Source organism: Hymenobacter segetis, from assembly GCF_038448715.1.
Classification (GTDB): Bacteria; Bacteroidota; Bacteroidia; order Cytophagales; family Hymenobacteraceae; genus Hymenobacter; species Hymenobacter segetis.
Genome location: NZ_JBCEVZ010000003.1, coordinates 90,526 through 106,472 on the forward strand (window position 1 = coordinate 90,526; position 15,947 = coordinate 106,472).

The window sequence follows — 15,947 nt, forward strand, 5'->3', positions numbered from 1 at the left end:
CCGTTCCGGACCTCCGGAACGGGCTTTTCTGTGCGGTTGAGGCGCTCCGGAGGTCCGGAGCGGCCATTTCTGACCGGAAACGCCTCCTCCGGACCTCCGGAGCAGCCATTTCTGAGCGGAAACGCCCCCTCCGGAGGTCCGGAGGGCGCATTTCCGGACGGTGAAGCTCACTCCGGACCTCCGGAGCGGCCATTTTCGCTTGGCGAAGGGGGTTCCGGTCCTCCGGAGGCCCGGCGGGCAATGCGTTGCCGCACGCCCGCAAATGGCGTCCACTTACCGGGCGGCCGCCGCCGGTGGCAGAATTTCAGCCAACCATTATGCGTAGCGCAATACCTTTACGCATTGCACCCGCCGCCGAACTTTTACCCCATTCAGGCAGTTGGCGGCTGAATCCCTGAGCTTATCGATGAACAAGACCCAATACCCTGGCCTGATACCTTCGCACGAACACGAGCGCCTCGCGGCGCTGCAGCCCTACCAGGTGCTGGGCACGCCGGGGCAGGAAGTGTTCAATGATTTTGTGAGCATCGTGGCCAAGCTTTTCGATATGCCCATCGCCCTGGTGAGCCTGGTGCGGTCCGACGACGTGGTGTTCATCGGCAACGAGGGCCTGCCCGAAGCCCTGGTCGTGAACCGCGAAGACAGCATGTGCTCGGTGGCCATCCTCCACGACGACCTCACCGAGTTCCGCGACATTGCGGCCGAGCCCTGCGCCCTCGTCAACCCCTTCGTGGCCCAGGAAATGAAGCTCGGCTTCTACGCCGGCCAGGCCCTGCGCACCCCCAAAGGCCTGGCCGTGGGCAGCCTTTGCGTTATGGACCGCCGCCCCCGCCAGCTCACCCCCTCCGAAGGCCGCCTGCTAAAGGACCTGGCCCAGGTAGCCCAGGAGCTGCTGCGCCTGCAAGCCGCCCTGGCTACCGGCTTCACCGTGCCCGATGCTTTGCCCACCCGCCTCGATGCCACTGTGCAGCAGTCGCTCACCCGCCTCGCCACCCTGGCCGAGCTGAACCAGTGGGAAGCCGCCGACACCGAGGAAGCCCGCCAATACGCCGAGTCGCGCCTCGACGAAGCCCGCTACCTGGCCCAGACGCTGTACCGCGAACTGCAAACGGTGCTGGCCGGGGTGGGGAAGTAACACCCGCCTTCAGCTGTCCCAATCGACCTTTTTCGCGGTTACCTTTGTTGATTCCCTGCGTCGAAAACCCTTCGGCGCAGCCCTCCAATCAACCCGAATTCCGTGATAGTTTGCATTGCCGAAAAGCCCAGCGTGGCCCGTGAAATCGCCACCGTGCTGGGTGCCACCCGCCGCATGGACGGCTACATGGAAGGCAACGGCTACCAGGTCACCTGGACCTTCGGCCACTTCTGCCAGCTCAAGGAGCCCGACGACTACCAGCCCGAGTGGAAGCGCTGGAGCCTGCACAACCTGCCCATGATTCCCGATTCGTTCGGCATCAAGCTCATGCGCCGCGACGAGGGCGTGGTAAAGCAGTTCCACACCATCAAAAAGCTGGTAGACGAGGCCACCGAAGTAATAAACTGCGGTGACGCCGGGCAGGAAGGAGAGGTGATTCAGCGTTGGGTATTGATGGAGGCCAAGTGCCGCAAGCCCGTGAAGCGGCTGTGGATTTCGTCGCTCACCGAAGAAGCCATCCGCCAGGGCTTCCAGAACCTGCGCGAGGCCAAGGAATTCGACTCCTTATACCAAGCCGGCAAGAGCCGCGCCGTAGGCGACTGGCTGCTGGGCCTGAACGCCACGCGCCTCTTCACCCTCAAATACACAACCTACCAGGACAAGCAACTCCTAAGCATCGGCCGCGTGCAAACCCCCACGCTGGCCCTGCTGGTAGAGCGCTGGCACGAAATCCAGAACTTCAAACCGGAGCCATACTGGGTACTGAAGACCGAATACCGGGGTACGCTCTTCAGCCACATGGCATCACCGGACAAGGCCAAAGACGCCGACGCCGCACCCGATACGAAGTCGCGGCTGCGCGCCCTGGGCTATTTCGTGACCGAAGAAGAAGCGAAAGAAGCCCTGGAAGCCGTGCGCCCCGCCCCGCTGCGCGTCACCGATGTGGAAATCAAGAAAGGTCGTGAGTCCCCGCCGCGTCTCTTCGATTTGACCTCGCTGCAAGTGCAGTGCAACAACCAGCTGGGTTTATCTGCTGAAGACACGCTGAAAATCGTGCAGGGCCTGTACGAGAAGAAAGCCGTGAGCTACCCGCGTGTCGACACCACGTTTCTGCCCGACGACCAGTACCCGAAAATCCCCGGCATCCTGCGCGGCATTGGCTACGATGCGCTCACCGGCCCGCTGCTGGCTACGAAAATCCCGAAGACGCCCAAGGTTTTCAATAACAACAAAGTCACTGACCACCACGCCATCATCCCGACAGGCGCGGCCGGCCCCGGCGGTGGCATGGAAACCAGCGTGTACGACATCATCGCGCGCCGTTTCATCGCCGCCTTCTACCCCGATTGCGAAGTGAGCAACACGACGGTGCTGGCCGAAGCCGCCGAGCGCCCCTTCCGCGTGCGCGGCCGTCAAATCCTGAACCCCGGCTGGCGCGTGGTCTACGGCGACCCCACCCAGCAGGCCGCCCCCAAACCAGCGGCCGCCCCGGGTGCGGCCGGAGCCGCTGCCGAAGCTGATGATGATGCCGTTTCCACGGTCCTGCCCAACTTCGTGAAGGGCGAAAGCGGCCCCCACGACCCGCGCCTAGAAAGCAAGATGACCCAGCCGCCCAAGGACTACACCGAAGCCACGCTGCTGCGCGGCATGGAAACGGCTGGCCGCAACATCGACGACGAAGAGCTGCGCCAGGCCATGAAGGAAAACGGCATCGGCCGCCCCAGCACCCGCGCCGCCATCATCGAAACGCTGTTTAAGCGCAACTACATCAAGCGCGAGAAGAAGCGCATCATTCCCACCCCGACGGGAGTAGAGTTGATTGGCTTAATCCGAAACCCCACCCTGAAATCGGCCGAGCTGACGGGCCAGTGGGAGCACAAGCTGCGCCAGATTGAGCGCGGTGAGCTGTCGTCGGAAGGCTTTTTGGGCGAGCTCTCGGCCTTGGTGCGCGAGATGGTGGCCGAGGTGAAGAACGACGGGCGCGGCCGCATGGTCACGTCCGGCAGCGCTGAGTTGGCGGTGCAGCAGGCGCAGGCCGGCAGCAGCAAAGTGCCCGCCGGCATGACCGGGGCCAAAACTGCGAAAGCGCCCGGCGCGGCCACGCTGCCCGGGGCCAATGGCCTCGGCTACTGCCCGGCCTGCAAAACCGGCCACGTCGTGCGCGGCAAAACGGCTTTCGGCTGCGTGCGCTTCCGCGAAGGGTGCACGTTCCGGCTGCCCGCCGAAGTGCACGGCAAAAAGCTGAGCGACCCGCAGGTGAAAGCCCTGCTCGCCAAAGGCCGCACGCCCGTGATGAAAGGCTTCGTCGGGGCCGAGGGACAGAAGTTCGACGCCGCTATTGGGCTCGATACCAGCTTCCAGCCCATCCTGCTGCAAGTGGCCGACAGCAAGCCCGGGGCCGCGCCCGATTCGGGCCTGATTCCGTGCCCGGTGTGCAAGCTCGGCACCATGCTCAAGGGCAAAACGGCCTACGGCTGCTCGCGCTTCCGCGAAGACTGCCAGTTCCGCGTGGCATTTGAATGGGGCGGCAAGCAACTCACCGAAACCCAGCTCAAGCAGCTACTGCGCAAGGGCGAAACCAGCGTTATCCGAGGCTTCCTCTCAGCCAAAACCGGCAACAAGTACGATGCCGCACTGAAGGTGGAGGAGGGGCGCGTGGTGCCGGTGTTTGGGTAGGGCTGGCTTTGGTACTTAATGGCCAACCTGAAATTGGTAATGCAGGCGCAGGCTGAGTAGGCGCTGCTGGTCGAAGTCAGTCGCAAAATACGGTTCAAGGCTGAAGGCGCTGAAGCCAGTACCCGCAGGCAGGCGGATGTTGGCACTTAGGAAGCCCATGGTGGGCAGTTCGCTGGCCGAACTGAGCGTTGCGGCCATGTTCGGATTCAACGGTACCGAACCAAGCGAGGGAAATGCAAGGCCCGCCAGGAGCGTGCCGCCGCGCTTCGAGCCAAAGCCAGAACCCAAGCCCAACCGGGAATAATAATTGCCGATGCTACCCGCGCCGTAGCCCCCATCAAACTGGCCGTAGAACCAGCGCCGACTGCCCAACCAGAGCTGCACATCGGGCATCACATTGTAGGTAGGGCGCAATTCTGGCTCCGCACGCTTGGGCGAGCCAAAAGCCAGCTTGCCGATATGAAGGCCCGCGTGATACCCAATACTGAAGTCTTTGGCGGGATTGAAACGGAAGTGACCCTCTACGAAAGGATTGATATCGAGCAGTTGATAGGTGCGCGTTGGGGCCGCGTCGGGAATAGTAATTGCGCCTCGTAGAGCTTGTGGAGCATAGCTCACCACGTCGGTACCTGCCCACACGCCCATGCCGACCGTGCCCAGCGTGGCGCGGCCACCTGGGTGCACTTGGTAGGCCACCTGCCCACCGGCGGCGCGGTAGCGGTGCTTATACCCATCGCGCGATGCTGGAATTTGAGAGCCCGGGGAACTGTCGCAGCCACTGCCGCTACTGCTGACATCATAGAAAGAATCCTGCGTGAAGCCGCCAGTCAGGCCTCCCACTGCGATATCAACCGTCCGCACCGAGTCTGGGGCCGGGCTTTGGCTGGTGAGCACAAATACCGTGGCGGCCAACCCTACCGGCAGCAAGCGCGGCAATGGCAGAGAATGCAGAAAGTCCAACGACCAAATAGTGGATTGGTTAACCAGCCGGGTCGAACCGCTAGCCAAAAGCTGACTCGCCTCCACGGCTAGCACCATCAATAGCAACCCCCTCACCACCGTGGTTTCGGGTTGTGTGAGCGCAGTAGCCGACAGTGCCGCCGTGAGACCCAGCAGGCCCACCAGCACCAATAGATAGCGGCTAGCTGGCACCGGCTGGGCAGCTTCGAACTTATAAATAGGCGAGGCAGACGGCCGCCGCACGCGCCACACCCAAAGCCCCAGCGCCAGCAACCCCAGCGGCAGCAGCCACATCTGCAGCTCCAGCCACCGGGCACCCAGCACCGAATGAACATCGCCCGCCACCGGCTCGCTGGCCGCATCGCGCCAGAAAGCCTGCGCAAAGCGCCCCAGCAGCAGCAGCCCCGTTTGCAGCAACAGCCACGAGCCCACCGGCCAGCGCCGCTTGCGGGTGGCCAGTAGCACGCCGCCCACCGCCGCGCACAGCAGCAGGGCCAGCAGTTGCGTGGGGGCCACCGGCAGGCTGTGTAAGGCCGTAGTTGGCAGTAGGCCCGCCTGCACCTGGCAATACCACGGCAATGTGCCGGCTGCATAGGTAAGTCCCCAGACTCCGGTAGTAGGCTCCCCAAAGCAGCAGCCCGTGAGCACGCAGCCCACGCACTGCACCACCAGCGCTGCGCACAGCGGCAGGGCCAGCGCATCGAGCACGGCCCAGCCCAGGCCCAGCCAGCGGCGCAGGGCTACTACCGTCAGCGCCGCCGCCAGGCTACCGCCCAGAATGGAGCGCGCCGTGTCGGTTGGCGCGTTGCTGAACAGCAGGCTGCTCCAGTCGCCCACCGGGTGGGTGATGAGCTTGGTTCCCAGGATGAGGGCCAGGCTGCTGGCCGCCACCAGCGTCAGCCAAGGGCGGAGCGGGAAGCCGCGCCGCCAGCCTTCCCAGAGCAGCAGCAACACATTGGTGAGCGTGGCCAGTAGGTAAAACGGCGTGTAGTAGTCGTGGCCCGGCGTGTAAGGTAGCGTCATGGTTAGGGTCAGTTAAGAGGCTCTGTGGATAGCAGCCCCTAAACTTACCTTTCTACCTAAAGATATTGCAACCCAATTTGTGCAAGTATCAGACTCTTGAATCAGTTATAATAAAAAATTAAATAACTGTAATACAATGGATAATATGGGATTATTTAGACTTTATACCGTGCTGAAAACTTCATGACTGAGCCAGCTCCGGCTGATGTGTCGGCGGTGCCGCGCTCTCCCGGTATTCCACCAGATTCTTCACCATGCCTTTGAAAATAATGCCGTGAAATGGCAGCACCGAGTACCAGTACAGCCGCCCGGCCAGGCCGCGCGGGCGGTAGGCGGCCAGCTGCTCCACGGCGTGCGAGCCATCGGGCTGGTCGAGGATGCGGAACTGGAGCCAGGCCTCGCCGGGGAGCTTCATTTCGGCGTAGAGCAGGAGGCGACGGCCGGCTTTATCGGCTACCAACACGCGCCAGAAATCGAGCGGGTCGCCGGCGCGCAGGCGGCTGGGCGAGCGCCGGCCCCGGCGCAAGCCCACGCCGCCCACAGCCTTGTCCATGAGCCCCCTGATGCGCCAGAGCCAGTCGGTTTTGTACCAGCCCCGCTCGCCGCCGATGCGCCAGATATTGTCCAGCACCTCCGCCACCGGCCGAGTGAAGGGCATGAGCTGGCGGTCGAAGAACATGCCGTTTTTGGGAATCTGGATGGCGTCCATGTAATTCTGGCGCATCACGCCGGAGCTCAGCGCGTCGCTCCAGCTGCTCACCACCTCGTTTTGCTCGATACGCTGGAAGGCCAGGGCCAGGGCCGCGCGGTAGTCCATGCAGGTATGCGGAATCACGGCGCTGATGCTGTTTTTGGGGTCGCAGATGGTGTCGTTTTTCAGGCTTTCGACCAGGCTTTGGGCCAGGGAAAAGGTGGTGCTCGTGACCAGATAAAGCCACCACGACGACAGCCGGGGCGTGAGCACGGGCACTGTCACAATCCAGCGCTTGTAGCCGCGCTCGGCTGCCAGGCCCAGCAGCATTTCGCGGTAGGTGAGCACATCCGGCCCGCCCACATCAAAGGCCCGTCCGAAGCAGGCCGGATTATCCAGCACATTGGTGAGGTAGAACATGATATCCCGAATGCCAATGGGTTGGCAGCGCGAGTTCAGCCAGCGCGGCGTCACCATCACCGGCAGCTTCTCCACTAAATCCCGAATGATTTCAAACGAAGCCGACCCTGAGCCAATGATGATGCTGGCCCGCAGCACAGTGAGCCGGGCCGTGGTAGCTGCGCTCAGCACGTTTTCCACGGCGCGGCGCGAGCGCAGGTGCACACTCAGGTCGTGGTCGTTGGCAATGCCGGAGAGATAGATGACCTGCCGGGCCGTGGTGGTATTGAGGTAGTCGGTGAAATGCTGCGCCGACTGCTGCTCCTGCTGGAAAAAGTCCTCGTTGCCGCCGCTCATGGAGTGCACGAGGTAGTAGGCCACATCAATATCGGTGGGTACGGCGGCCAGAGTCTTGGGCCGGAGCAGGTCGCCCTTCACCACGCTCACATGCGGGTGCAAGGCTTCGGGCAGTGTTTCGGGCAGGGCAAAGCGGCGCGGGTCGCGCACCAGGCAGATGATGTCGTGGCCGGCCTCGGCCAGCAGCGGCAGCAGGCGCTGGCCAATGTAGCCGGTGGCCCCGGTGAGCAGGATTTTCATAAGGTCGCGGCGGGGGCGTGGAACGTGTGGCGGCGCTCCCACTTTGGTGTAACGGCCTGGTGGCGCGCTTGTTTGGCTACTGCCGCACGCGTGCCCGCAACCCTGACGCTGAATCAGCATCTTTGCGCCTATGAAACACGCCTTACACCTGCTCGCCGCCAGCCTGCTGCTCACCACCACCGTGGCGCAGGCCCAAACCAAGTTCAGCATCCCACCGCTGAGCCCGACCACCCACATCCACCAGAACTTCTCCACATCCTACATCGACCTGACGTACTCGCGGCCCTCGCTGCGGGGCCGCACGGCCTTCGGCGGGGTGACTCCGTATGGCACGGTGTGGCGCACGGGGGCCAACACCATCACCAAAGTGCGCTTTGGCGAGGAGGTGAAAATCAACGGCCAGGTGGTGCCGGCCGGGGCCTACGCCCTGCTCACCATCCCCGATGCGAAGGAGTGGACCTTCATCCTGAACCGCGACACCGCCCAGTGGGGCTCCTACGAGTACAAGCAGGCGCTCGACGTGCTGCGCGTGAAAGCCAAACCCACCAAGCTGGCCGCCCCCGTCGAAACCATGAGCCTGACCGTGGAAAACCTCAAGCCCGCCTCCGCCGACCTCGTTATGACTTGGGACCGCACCCAGGTGGCGCTGCCAATCGTGGCCGACCCTGACCGCGTAGTGATGGGCCAGATTGAGCAGGCCATGAAGGGCGAAAAGAAGCCCTACGTCTCGGCCGCGCAGTATTATTACAATACCGGCAAAGACCTCACTACCGCCATCGGCTGGCTCGATGAATCCATCAAAGCCAACCCCAACAGCTACTACGCCTACTACTGGAAAGCCAAGCTGCTCCAAAAACAGGGCAAAAATCAAGAGGCCATCGCCGCCGCCAACAAGTCAATGGAGTTCGTGAAGGATGATAAAAACGAAGTATCGAAAGCCGAATACACGCGCCTGAATCAGGAAGTGCTGACGGCGGCCGGCGCGAAGAAATAGCTCTTCTGCAACCCGTTGCCCTATTTATTGCGGCACAAAAAAACGCCCCGCATTATTTGCGGGGCGTTTTTTTGTAAGAGCCAAACAAGAATTACTGCACCACCACTTTCTGGCGGGCAGTGCCGCTGGCGGCCTGCACCTCCAGCACGTAGATGCCGGCGGGCTCGCGGCTCAGGTCGAGGGCGAGGGGCGTGGCGCTGGTCCAGGCTTGCGTTTGCACGAGGCGGCCGGCCACGTCCAGCACGCGCACGGTGGCGGGGTTGGCCGTGGTGCGGGCGGCTTGCAGGGTGAAGCGTCCGCCCAGGGCCGGGTTGGGCGATACCGTGAGGCTGGCTTGCAGGCCGGCATCGGTGCGGGTGGCCAGGGCCGTGCCGCTGTAGCGGTTCACAACTCCCGTGATGCCCGTAGACTTAATCTGGATGCCCGCCGACCAGCCCACGGTGGGGCTCACAAACTCGGCCCCGATGTGGTTGAAGGTGTTTTCGAGCGCCACCCAGGTCTGGCCGTTGTCGCGCGAGTAGGAGGAGCCCTGGTCGCCGTTGCCAAAGTCGATGCCGGTCGAAACGTACTGGCTGGTGCCGGGCACCATGCTCAGGCCCGCGCCGTGCAAGGGGCCGGAGTAGGTAACGGCAGTCCAGGTAGCACCGCCGTCGGTGGTGCGGTATAGGCCGTGGTTGAGGCCCCCCAGGGCATCCAGCGTGCAGAGTAGCCCATTCTGGGCATCGCGGAAGGAGAGGGTAGCCGGACCACCCAGACTGGGGGCGGCGGTGGCTACGGTCCAGGTCAGGCCCTTGTCCGGCGAGTGAAATACGCGTCCCTCCGTGGTGACGAACCAGATGTGGTTGCCCACCGCTGCGGGCGCAGTATTCACCGGATATTCCCCCAGCGGGGCAGCGGGCGGGGCGGCCACCGGGGCCCAGGTGAGGCCACCGTCGGCCGTGGTATACATCTCCATCTGGTTGGTCCCGGGCAGCGGGTCGCCCACGGTCAGGCCATCGGTGGCCGAGAAAAAGTGAATCAGGTCCGGGTAGCTGCTGGCGCTGGCATACACGGTGGCGCTGTTCTGAATGGTCCACGTCTGGCCGCCGTCGGTGGTGCGGAGGATGCGGCCGCCCGTATTGTTGTTCAGAAACGTAGTAATCCAGGCCGTGGAAGCACTAATGGCCGAGAGGGCCGTGAAGTCCTCATCCGCACCGGTTTGGATGGGCAGGTTGGTGACCGTCCAGTTCTGGCCGGCGTTCACGGTGCGGGCCACCTGAGGTATCGAGTAGGTACTCGAAGTGCCCGTGCCCACGGTCCAGGCCGTGTTTGCATCCACCGCATCAATGTAGAAGGGCGCTATATTGGGCGCAAAGCCGACGGATTGGCCAACCCACTGAGCCTGGGCCGTAAAACCCAGCAAGCAAAAGCCGAGGCAGGAAAGGAAATGTTTGTTCATAAATAAAAGGAAGAAAAAAGGGTGATTTCGTCTCGGTAGATTGCCAAATTAGGCCGTTGGTTGCCCGGCGGCGCAATTATTTTTCCTGTTGGCTGACCATTTGCGTGAAGCTTTTGGCCGCGTTGGTAAATTCAGACGGAATAAGCACCACCGTCGTGGTATTATTATCAATACCGATTTCCGACAGCATCTGCATCCGGCGCAGCTCCAGCGCGATGGGGCTTTTCTCCATTTCCAATGCGCCCTGCGTGAGTTTTATCGAGGCTTCCAGCTCTGCCTCAGCTTTGATGATGCGGGCGCGCTTCTCCCGAATAGCTTCCGCCTCACGCGCCATGGCCCGCTGCATGGATTCCGGGATTTCCACGTCCTTGATTTCGACCAGCTCAATCTTTACGCCCCAGTTTTCGGTGGCCGCGTCCACAATCTGCATCAGCGAAGCGTTGATGGCGGCACGCTCCCGCAACACCTCATCCAGTTGGTGCTGGCCGATGATATTGCGCAGCGCCGTAACCGACAATTGATAAACCGCCTGGTTAAAATTGGCCACCTTAATAATGGCATCGGCCGGATTCACCACCCGAAACCACAGCACGGCGTTCACCTTAATGGTCACGCTATCCTTGGTGATGGTTTCCTGCTGCTCCAAATCCACGGTTTTGGTGCGGATATCAATGGTCTGCTGGCGCTCGATAAACGGGATTATCCAGTACAATCCCGGCCCGCGCCCGCCCACAAACCGGCCCAATCGAAATACAATTGCCCGCTCGTATTCCTGCGCAATGCGAATACCGGAGAGGAGGAGCGCCACAATGATGAGGAGAATAACGGACAGCGACATGACCAAAAGGGGTTAGTGAGGTTTTGGGAGATGTATCGCTGTTGGGATGCGAGCATTACAACCGGAGAATATGGTAAACGAATAGGGAGAATAGCTACTTGCGTTTTCGGTTGGCGAATGTCCCAATCATACCATTCAATTTTGCGGATTCCGCTGTTGAAATACGGCCTTCTTGTTCGGTAGCATTAATTAAATCAACCGCGTAGTCATACTCAATCAGCCCTTTAATTTTCCCACGATTTAGAATTTTGCGCAGTTTGTCCTCACGCAAATAGCCCAACTCTTCTGCGTGAACTTTCCCCCAGAAGTATTCAACCGCTTCACCAGTTGATTCCTGAAAGAAAGTAAAGACGTCTGCTGCTCTGTAATCAAGAGACCGAATATTTCTGTATGCAGGTGCTGGATTTAAAATGGAAATTTTCCACTCAGTATAAGTATTTGCGAAGTGCTCGATATTCTCTTTTGAAAAGGCTGTGGGTGGGAAGGTTTTAAATGCATCAATTGCCAAATCAATTGCCTTTGCAAGTCTTGAAGATTCAACGTCATATTCCTTTTTTACAGGCATGAGCTTTTTGCTGGATTAAGCTTGAAACTTACCGCCCCACTACCGGCAACACCGCCACACTTTCGTGTCCGGCGGCATCAATACTCACCACGCCAAAAATGAAATTATCCTTGCTGATGGGCAGGTCGGCTTTGGTATCGGAAACGGGGAAGCGCTGCTGCCACTGGGGGGCGCTGGTTTCGCGCACCAGCACCACGTAACTGCTGGGTTTGGGGCCGGTGGCGGGGGCCTGCCAGCGCAGCTCGGTGCGGTTGGTGAGGTTGGCGGTGAGGACTTCGACCTTGGCGGGGGCGGCGGGGGCCAGGGCCAGGCCGGCCATGGTGGCGAGGTTCACGCCGGCGTTGCGGCGCAGGTAGGCGAAGTCCACGCCTTCGGTTACGTCGCCGTAGGCGCGGCCCTTTTCGGTGCGCAGGTCCTGGTGCTGGTGGGTGAAATCCTCGTTCATCTCGGTGAAGCGGACGGCGGCGAAGCCCTGCTGGTTGAAGGGTGTGTGGTCGCCGCCGCGCAGGAAGCGGTCGGGCCGGTACTCAATGGCGACCTGGTGGCCGTGGCCGTAGAGCTGGGCCATGCGGGCAGCGTAGCGGGCCAGCTGGCGGCTGGGTGCGTCGTTTTCGGAGCTGAGCTGGCGGCGGATTTTGGCCTGCTCGGGCGTTTCATTGGCCGGCACGCCTTCGCTGAACACGCGCAAGTGTTTGTCGTCGCTGATTTCGGGGTCGAAACCGTGGGAGTTGCCCACGATGTCATTGTTCAGCATCGCAATCAGATTCCAGCCTTCCTTTTTGGCGCGCTCGGCGAGGTGGCCGGAGCCGTAGAGTCCCTGCTCTTCGCCCTGCACGGCCACAAATTTGAGGGTGCAGGGAAACGTCTGGCCGGCCAGCACGCGGGCCAGCTCCATCACCAGCACGGTGCCGGAGCCGTCGTCGTTGGCCCCGGGTGCGTCAGCGGTGGCGTTCATCACGTCCGAAACGCGGGAGTCGATGTGGCCGCTGACGAGGATGACGCGGGTATCGGTGGGGTCGGTGCCGGGCAGGGTGGCCAGCACGTTGGCCATGAGCACGGGCTTGTTGATGCGGCGGCCGTCGGGCTTCACGGTGAAGGTGTCCATCTCGACGGTCATTCTTCCGCCGCCGGCTTTGCTGTATTTCTCGAACTCGCTTTTGACCCAGTTGCGGGCCGCGCCGATGCCGCGCGTGGGGCTCTGGGTGTCGCTCAGCGTGTGGCGCGTGCCGAAGGAAACCAGCTTGCGGATATCGGCTTCGAGGTTTTTGGCTGAGATTTCATCGACCAGTTTTTGAATGGTAGGGTCGGCGGGCGGCAGGAGCGGGGCGGGCTTTTGGGCGAGGGCGGCGAAGGGCGCGAGCAGGAGGAGGGCGGCGAGTTTCATGGAGGTAAACTTACGGGAGTGAACGCAACTCCCCTCCTTACCAGGGAGGGGATGTTTGGCTGAAAGCCAAACGGGGGTGGTTGTGGGCGTTTGCACGTCTGGAGGGAATACGTTCCGACCGGCGCACACGCCACAACCACCCCCGTTTTCGCTGGCGCGAAAACATCCCCTCCTTGGTAAGGAGGGGAGTTTGATGTTCTACTTACTTTTTATAAAACGGCTCAATCGTTTTGAAATACGGGTTCACACCCTCTTCCGAAGTCACATCCAGCAGCATCAAATCGACGAACTGGTACACGTTGGTTTTGCCTTCGAGCACGGGGCCGAGCTCCTGCATGAAGCTGGGGTCGGGGTTGGAGCTGATGAAGGCGAGGAGCAGGCGGGGCACGTCAGGGTTGTTGGCCAGCTGCATCTGGGCCACGTAGGCGGCTTCGATGTGGGGCTGGGTGGCGGCCCAGGCAGCAATGGCGTCGGTGACGGCGGTGGGGGCTTCGGCGGGCTGGCTGAGCATCACCTGGGCATCGCCGCCGGCGGGCGAGAGCGGGCCGGTGAGCTGGCCATTGAGCAGGGCGGCTAATTCGTCTTTGGGCAGGAGCTTGCCGGCGGGCGAGAAGGGGTTCAGCACGCAGTCCTGGCCCTGCACCATGTTGAAGAAGGCGTGGCCGGGGATGCGCACGTAACTCACGGCGCCGTTGTCCACGCCGCCGTCGGTGAGGCGGGGGGGCGAGGAGAAGATGGGCAGCTTGCCGTCGTTGAGAATCTGGAGCTGGATTTCCTGGCCTTCGGCGAGGACAACTTCGCCGGTGCCGATGCCTTCCATGGGGGCCAGAATCATCAGGATTTCTTCCTGCAGCAGGGCCTGGTAGAAGGCGGGGCGGGCGTTTTCATCGGTGGCGGCCAGCAGCAGGAGCTGCTCCAGCACGTTCTGGGGCTCGAAGGGGAAGGGCTCCGGCTCGGGCATCTGGAAGGTGGGCACGGCGGGCTCGGGCTCTACCGGGGCCGTGAATTTGGCGCCCTGGTAACGGGGGCCGCCGGCGGGCTTTTCGGCCGGGGCCGAAGGGGTGGCGGGGGTGGCAGGAGCGGCCGGCTTTTCGTCGGCGGGTTTGTTTTTGAGGAAGTCGAGCAGGCCCATGGGGAATTCAGTTTTGCTGGTGGATTGAGGTGCAATCTACGGCGAAAAATGGGTTTTGGGAGGGTGGAATGGGGATTAAGGACGATGACAACGCGGAAAAAAGCACGTCATGCTGAGCGTATTCGAAGCATCTCTACCGCAATGCTATTCCTTTCGATTGGAATTAGTTGCGCGGTAGAGATGCTTCGAATACGCTCAGCATGACGTGCTTTTATCAAGCATTTTGCCCCCTCAATGGCACTTATCAATCTGGGCCTGCACGTCATTAATGGTGCGGGGAGCGCCTTCATTGCCCCAGTGGCTCTCGATGTAGTTGAGCAGGTTGGTGAGCTGGGCGGGGCTCAGGCCCTTGTTGCTGGGCATGATGTTGTGGTAGCCGACGCCGTTGACTACAATGACCTCATTCTGGCCGTTGCGAAGCAGGCAGGCCAGCTCGGCGCGGTGGTCTACTAAGTAATCGGATTCGGCCAGGGGCGGGATGAGGCGGGCGAGGCCCTGGCCCTGGTCGCCGTGGCAGCTGGCGCAGTGCTGGGCGTAGAGCTTTTCGCCTTGGTGGCGGTTGTTGCTGAAGCAGCCGGGGAGGAGCAGGAGGAGGGCTGCGAGCAGAAAGCAGGGGCGGAAGGGCATTGAAATAGCAGGGAACTCAGGTTAGAGCACGGTTAGCGATGTAGGGGCGGGGTCGTACCCGGTAGGGCCTGCCCCCGCCCGGACGTTCGCATCATTACAACGGTGCCGTTCAACGGCGGGCGGGGGCAGGCCCTACCGGGTACGACCCCGCCCCTACATCGTCTACTACTTCCCGGCCACGCCCTTTTTGCGGCTGTCGATTTCGGCCAATAGCACCGGGATTTCGGCCATTAACCTAGCCACTTCCTTGGGGTTGAGGCTGTCGTAGAGGCCGCGAATGTGGCCCTGGTCGTCCACGAGGGCGAAGGTGCCGTTGTGGGCGAAGCCGCCGGGGGCCTGCTGGTCGGGCATAGCGGCGGTGAAGTAGGCTTTGGCCAGCTGGAAAACGGTGTCTTTGGCGGTGGGCTCGCCGTGGGCACCGGTGGTGGCGAAGTGCCAGCGGTTGGCATCGGTGATGCCGAGGCGCTGGGCGTAGTCTTTGAGGACGGGGATGGTGTCGTGGGCCGGGTCGATGGTGTGCGAGAGGATGGTCAGGCGCGGGTCCTGGCCGTATTTGGCGTACACTTTCAACAGCTCGGCCTGCATTTTGGGGCAGATGCCGGGGCAGGTGGCGAAGAAGAAATCGGCGATGTAGGCCCGGCCGGCGAAGGTTTGGTTAGTGAGCGTCTGGCCGGCCTGGTCGACGAGGCGGAACCGGGGCACGGTGGCGAAGACGGTATCGGCGGGGCCGCCGTCGGCGCGGGGCTGCACGTCACGCTCGCCCATGATGGGCAGTTTGGCGGCTTCCTTGGGCGGCTCGGTGCAGGCGGTGGTGAGCAGGGTGGCGGCCAGCGCGGGCAGCAACAGCAGGCGATTGAACATGGGCGGGGTTATTTGGAAGCGGGGGGCAGCACTTCGCCGGCGGCGGGGTGCTCATTGTGGAAGCGGGTGGCCGAGTCGATAGTGGCCTTGTACTGGCGCTGCACGGCGTCGAGAATCAGCTTCTGCTGCTGGAAATAGGCGAGGCGGGTGGCGGCCGTGGCCGTGGTATCGGGGGCTTTGTACTGGTGCATCCAGCTCATCATGGCCTTATCGGCGGCCAGCAGGCCGTGGATGTAGGGCGCGGGGGCCTCGGAATGGTAACCGGAGAGCTTGGCCTTGAGCTCGTAGAGCTGGCTGGTTTGGGCCATCAGGGAGTCGTGCTGATTCATGAGGGCCATTTCGGCGGCGCTGACGGGCGAGGCCGCGCCGTTTTCGGCGATGGGCTTGTTGGGAGAGGAGCAGGCGGCCAATACCGGCACCGAGGCCACTACGGCGGCGCGGAGCGCATTTTTAAAGGGGCTTTTCACGAGGCAAAGGTACGGCCGGCGGCCGTGAGGGAACGGTGAGGCGGGAGGGAGGAAGACTGTGGCGGGACCGGGAAAGCCCGTGGCGGTACCGAGGAAGGTTGGGGCGGCAGGGAGGGAAGCCGTGGCGGGACCGAGGATGGGTGGGGCGGGACCGAGGAAC

General features: G+C 62.2%; 13 protein-coding genes. 3 read left to right on the plus strand and 10 right to left on the minus strand.

Annotation, left to right across the window (positions count from 1 at the left end; translation table 11 throughout):
* Nucleotides 1–406: 406 nt before the first annotated feature.
* Both AAFH49_RS02430 and AAFH49_RS02435 read left to right on the plus strand, forming a co-directional pair.
* On the plus strand, nucleotides 407–1,135 hold the full coding sequence (locus tag AAFH49_RS02430) for a GAF domain-containing protein (RefSeq protein WP_342295735.1): 729 nt from the start codon (nucleotides 407–409) through the stop codon (nucleotides 1,133–1,135).
* Nucleotides 1,136–1,237: 102 nt separating this feature from the next.
* Nucleotides 1,238–3,811, plus strand: coding sequence for a type IA DNA topoisomerase (locus tag AAFH49_RS02435; protein WP_342295736.1), 2,574 nt, complete (start codon nucleotides 1,238–1,240; stop codon nucleotides 3,809–3,811).
* Between the two features lie 15 nt (nucleotides 3,812–3,826).
* Here AAFH49_RS02435 and AAFH49_RS02440 read toward each other — a convergent pair whose 3' ends face one another.
* Both AAFH49_RS02440 and AAFH49_RS02445 read right to left on the minus strand, forming a co-directional pair.
* A complete protein-coding gene (locus tag AAFH49_RS02440; protein WP_342295738.1) occupies nucleotides 3,827–5,794 on the minus strand; it encodes a prolipoprotein diacylglyceryl transferase family protein in 1,968 nt (655 codons plus the stop codon).
* Between the two features lie 181 nt (nucleotides 5,795–5,975).
* Nucleotides 5,976–7,481: an SDR family oxidoreductase gene (locus AAFH49_RS02445; RefSeq protein WP_342295740.1), complete on the minus strand. Its 1,506-nt coding sequence runs from the start codon at nucleotides 7,479–7,481 to the stop codon at nucleotides 5,976–5,978.
* A gap of 130 nt (nucleotides 7,482–7,611) precedes the next feature.
* Between AAFH49_RS02445 and AAFH49_RS02450 the strand changes: the two genes are divergently transcribed.
* Nucleotides 7,612–8,475 carry a DUF2911 domain-containing protein gene (locus AAFH49_RS02450; protein ID WP_342295742.1) on the plus strand — a complete coding sequence of 288 codons (864 nt, stop codon included), beginning with the start codon at nucleotides 7,612–7,614 and terminating at the stop codon, nucleotides 8,473–8,475.
* Nucleotides 8,476–8,566: 91 nt separating this feature from the next.
* Here the strand turns inward: AAFH49_RS02450 and AAFH49_RS02455 are convergent, their stop codons facing one another.
* The 8 genes from AAFH49_RS02455 to AAFH49_RS02490 all read right to left on the minus strand — a co-directional run bounded on the left by AAFH49_RS02455 (nucleotide 8,567) and on the right by AAFH49_RS02490 (nucleotide 15,787).
* The gene (locus AAFH49_RS02455) at nucleotides 8,567–9,913 is read right to left on the minus strand and encodes a T9SS type A sorting domain-containing protein (protein WP_342295744.1); all 1,347 of its coding nucleotides are present in this window, start codon (nucleotides 9,911–9,913) and stop codon (nucleotides 8,567–8,569) included.
* A gap of 76 nt (nucleotides 9,914–9,989) precedes the next feature.
* Complete coding sequence (locus tag AAFH49_RS02460; protein WP_342295746.1) at nucleotides 9,990–10,751, minus strand: slipin family protein; 762 nt, start codon at nucleotides 10,749–10,751, stop codon at nucleotides 9,990–9,992.
* A 94-nt stretch (nucleotides 10,752–10,845) separates the two neighbouring features.
* Nucleotides 10,846–11,316: a hypothetical protein gene (locus tag AAFH49_RS02465; RefSeq protein ID WP_342295747.1), complete on the minus strand. Its 471-nt coding sequence runs from the start codon at nucleotides 11,314–11,316 to the stop codon at nucleotides 10,846–10,848.
* Nucleotides 11,317–11,344: 28 nt separating this feature from the next.
* Nucleotides 11,345–12,700: a M28 family peptidase gene (locus tag AAFH49_RS02470; protein WP_342295749.1), complete on the minus strand. Its 1,356-nt coding sequence runs from the start codon at nucleotides 12,698–12,700 to the stop codon at nucleotides 11,345–11,347.
* 202 nt (nucleotides 12,701–12,902) lie between these two features.
* Nucleotides 12,903–13,832, minus strand: a complete 930-nt coding sequence (locus AAFH49_RS02475; protein WP_342295750.1) for an enhanced serine sensitivity protein SseB C-terminal domain-containing protein — start codon at nucleotides 13,830–13,832, stop codon at nucleotides 12,903–12,905.
* 231 nt (nucleotides 13,833–14,063) lie between these two features.
* Complete coding sequence (locus tag AAFH49_RS02480; protein WP_342295752.1) at nucleotides 14,064–14,459, minus strand: c-type cytochrome; 396 nt, start codon at nucleotides 14,457–14,459, stop codon at nucleotides 14,064–14,066.
* 165 nt (nucleotides 14,460–14,624) lie between these two features.
* Entirely contained in the window at nucleotides 14,625–15,320 is a 696-nt protein-coding gene (locus AAFH49_RS02485; RefSeq protein WP_342295754.1) for an SCO family protein, read from the minus strand.
* An 8-nt stretch (nucleotides 15,321–15,328) separates the two neighbouring features.
* Nucleotides 15,329–15,787, minus strand: coding sequence for a hypothetical protein (locus tag AAFH49_RS02490; protein WP_342295755.1), 459 nt, complete (start codon nucleotides 15,785–15,787; stop codon nucleotides 15,329–15,331).
* Between the last annotated feature and the right edge of the window lie 160 nt (nucleotides 15,788–15,947).

Coding starts and splice junctions, on each gene's coding strand:
- AAFH49_RS02430 (WP_342295735.1), top strand. CDS start 407: ATGAACAAGACCCAATACCCTGGCCTGATACCTTCGCACGAACACGAG.
- AAFH49_RS02440 (WP_342295738.1), bottom strand. CDS start 5,794: ATGACGCTACCTTACACGCCGGGCCACGACTACTACACGCCGTTTTAC.
- AAFH49_RS02445 (WP_342295740.1), bottom strand. CDS start 7,481: ATGAAAATCCTGCTCACCGGGGCCACCGGCTACATTGGCCAGCGCCTG.
- AAFH49_RS02450 (WP_342295742.1), top strand. CDS start 7,612: ATGAAACACGCCTTACACCTGCTCGCCGCCAGCCTGCTGCTCACCACC.
- AAFH49_RS02455 (WP_342295744.1), bottom strand. CDS start 9,913: ATGAACAAACATTTCCTTTCCTGCCTCGGCTTTTGCTTGCTGGGTTTT.
- AAFH49_RS02460 (WP_342295746.1), bottom strand. CDS start 10,751: ATGTCGCTGTCCGTTATTCTCCTCATCATTGTGGCGCTCCTCCTCTCC.
- AAFH49_RS02465 (WP_342295747.1), bottom strand. CDS start 11,316: ATGCCTGTAAAAAAGGAATATGACGTTGAATCTTCAAGACTTGCAAAG.
- AAFH49_RS02470 (WP_342295749.1), bottom strand. CDS start 12,700: ATGAAACTCGCCGCCCTCCTCCTGCTCGCGCCCTTCGCCGCCCTCGCC.
- AAFH49_RS02475 (WP_342295750.1), bottom strand. CDS start 13,832: ATGGGCCTGCTCGACTTCCTCAAAAACAAACCCGCCGACGAAAAGCCG.
- AAFH49_RS02480 (WP_342295752.1), bottom strand. CDS start 14,459: ATGCCCTTCCGCCCCTGCTTTCTGCTCGCAGCCCTCCTCCTGCTCCTC.
- AAFH49_RS02485 (WP_342295754.1), bottom strand. CDS start 15,320: ATGTTCAATCGCCTGCTGTTGCTGCCCGCGCTGGCCGCCACCCTGCTC.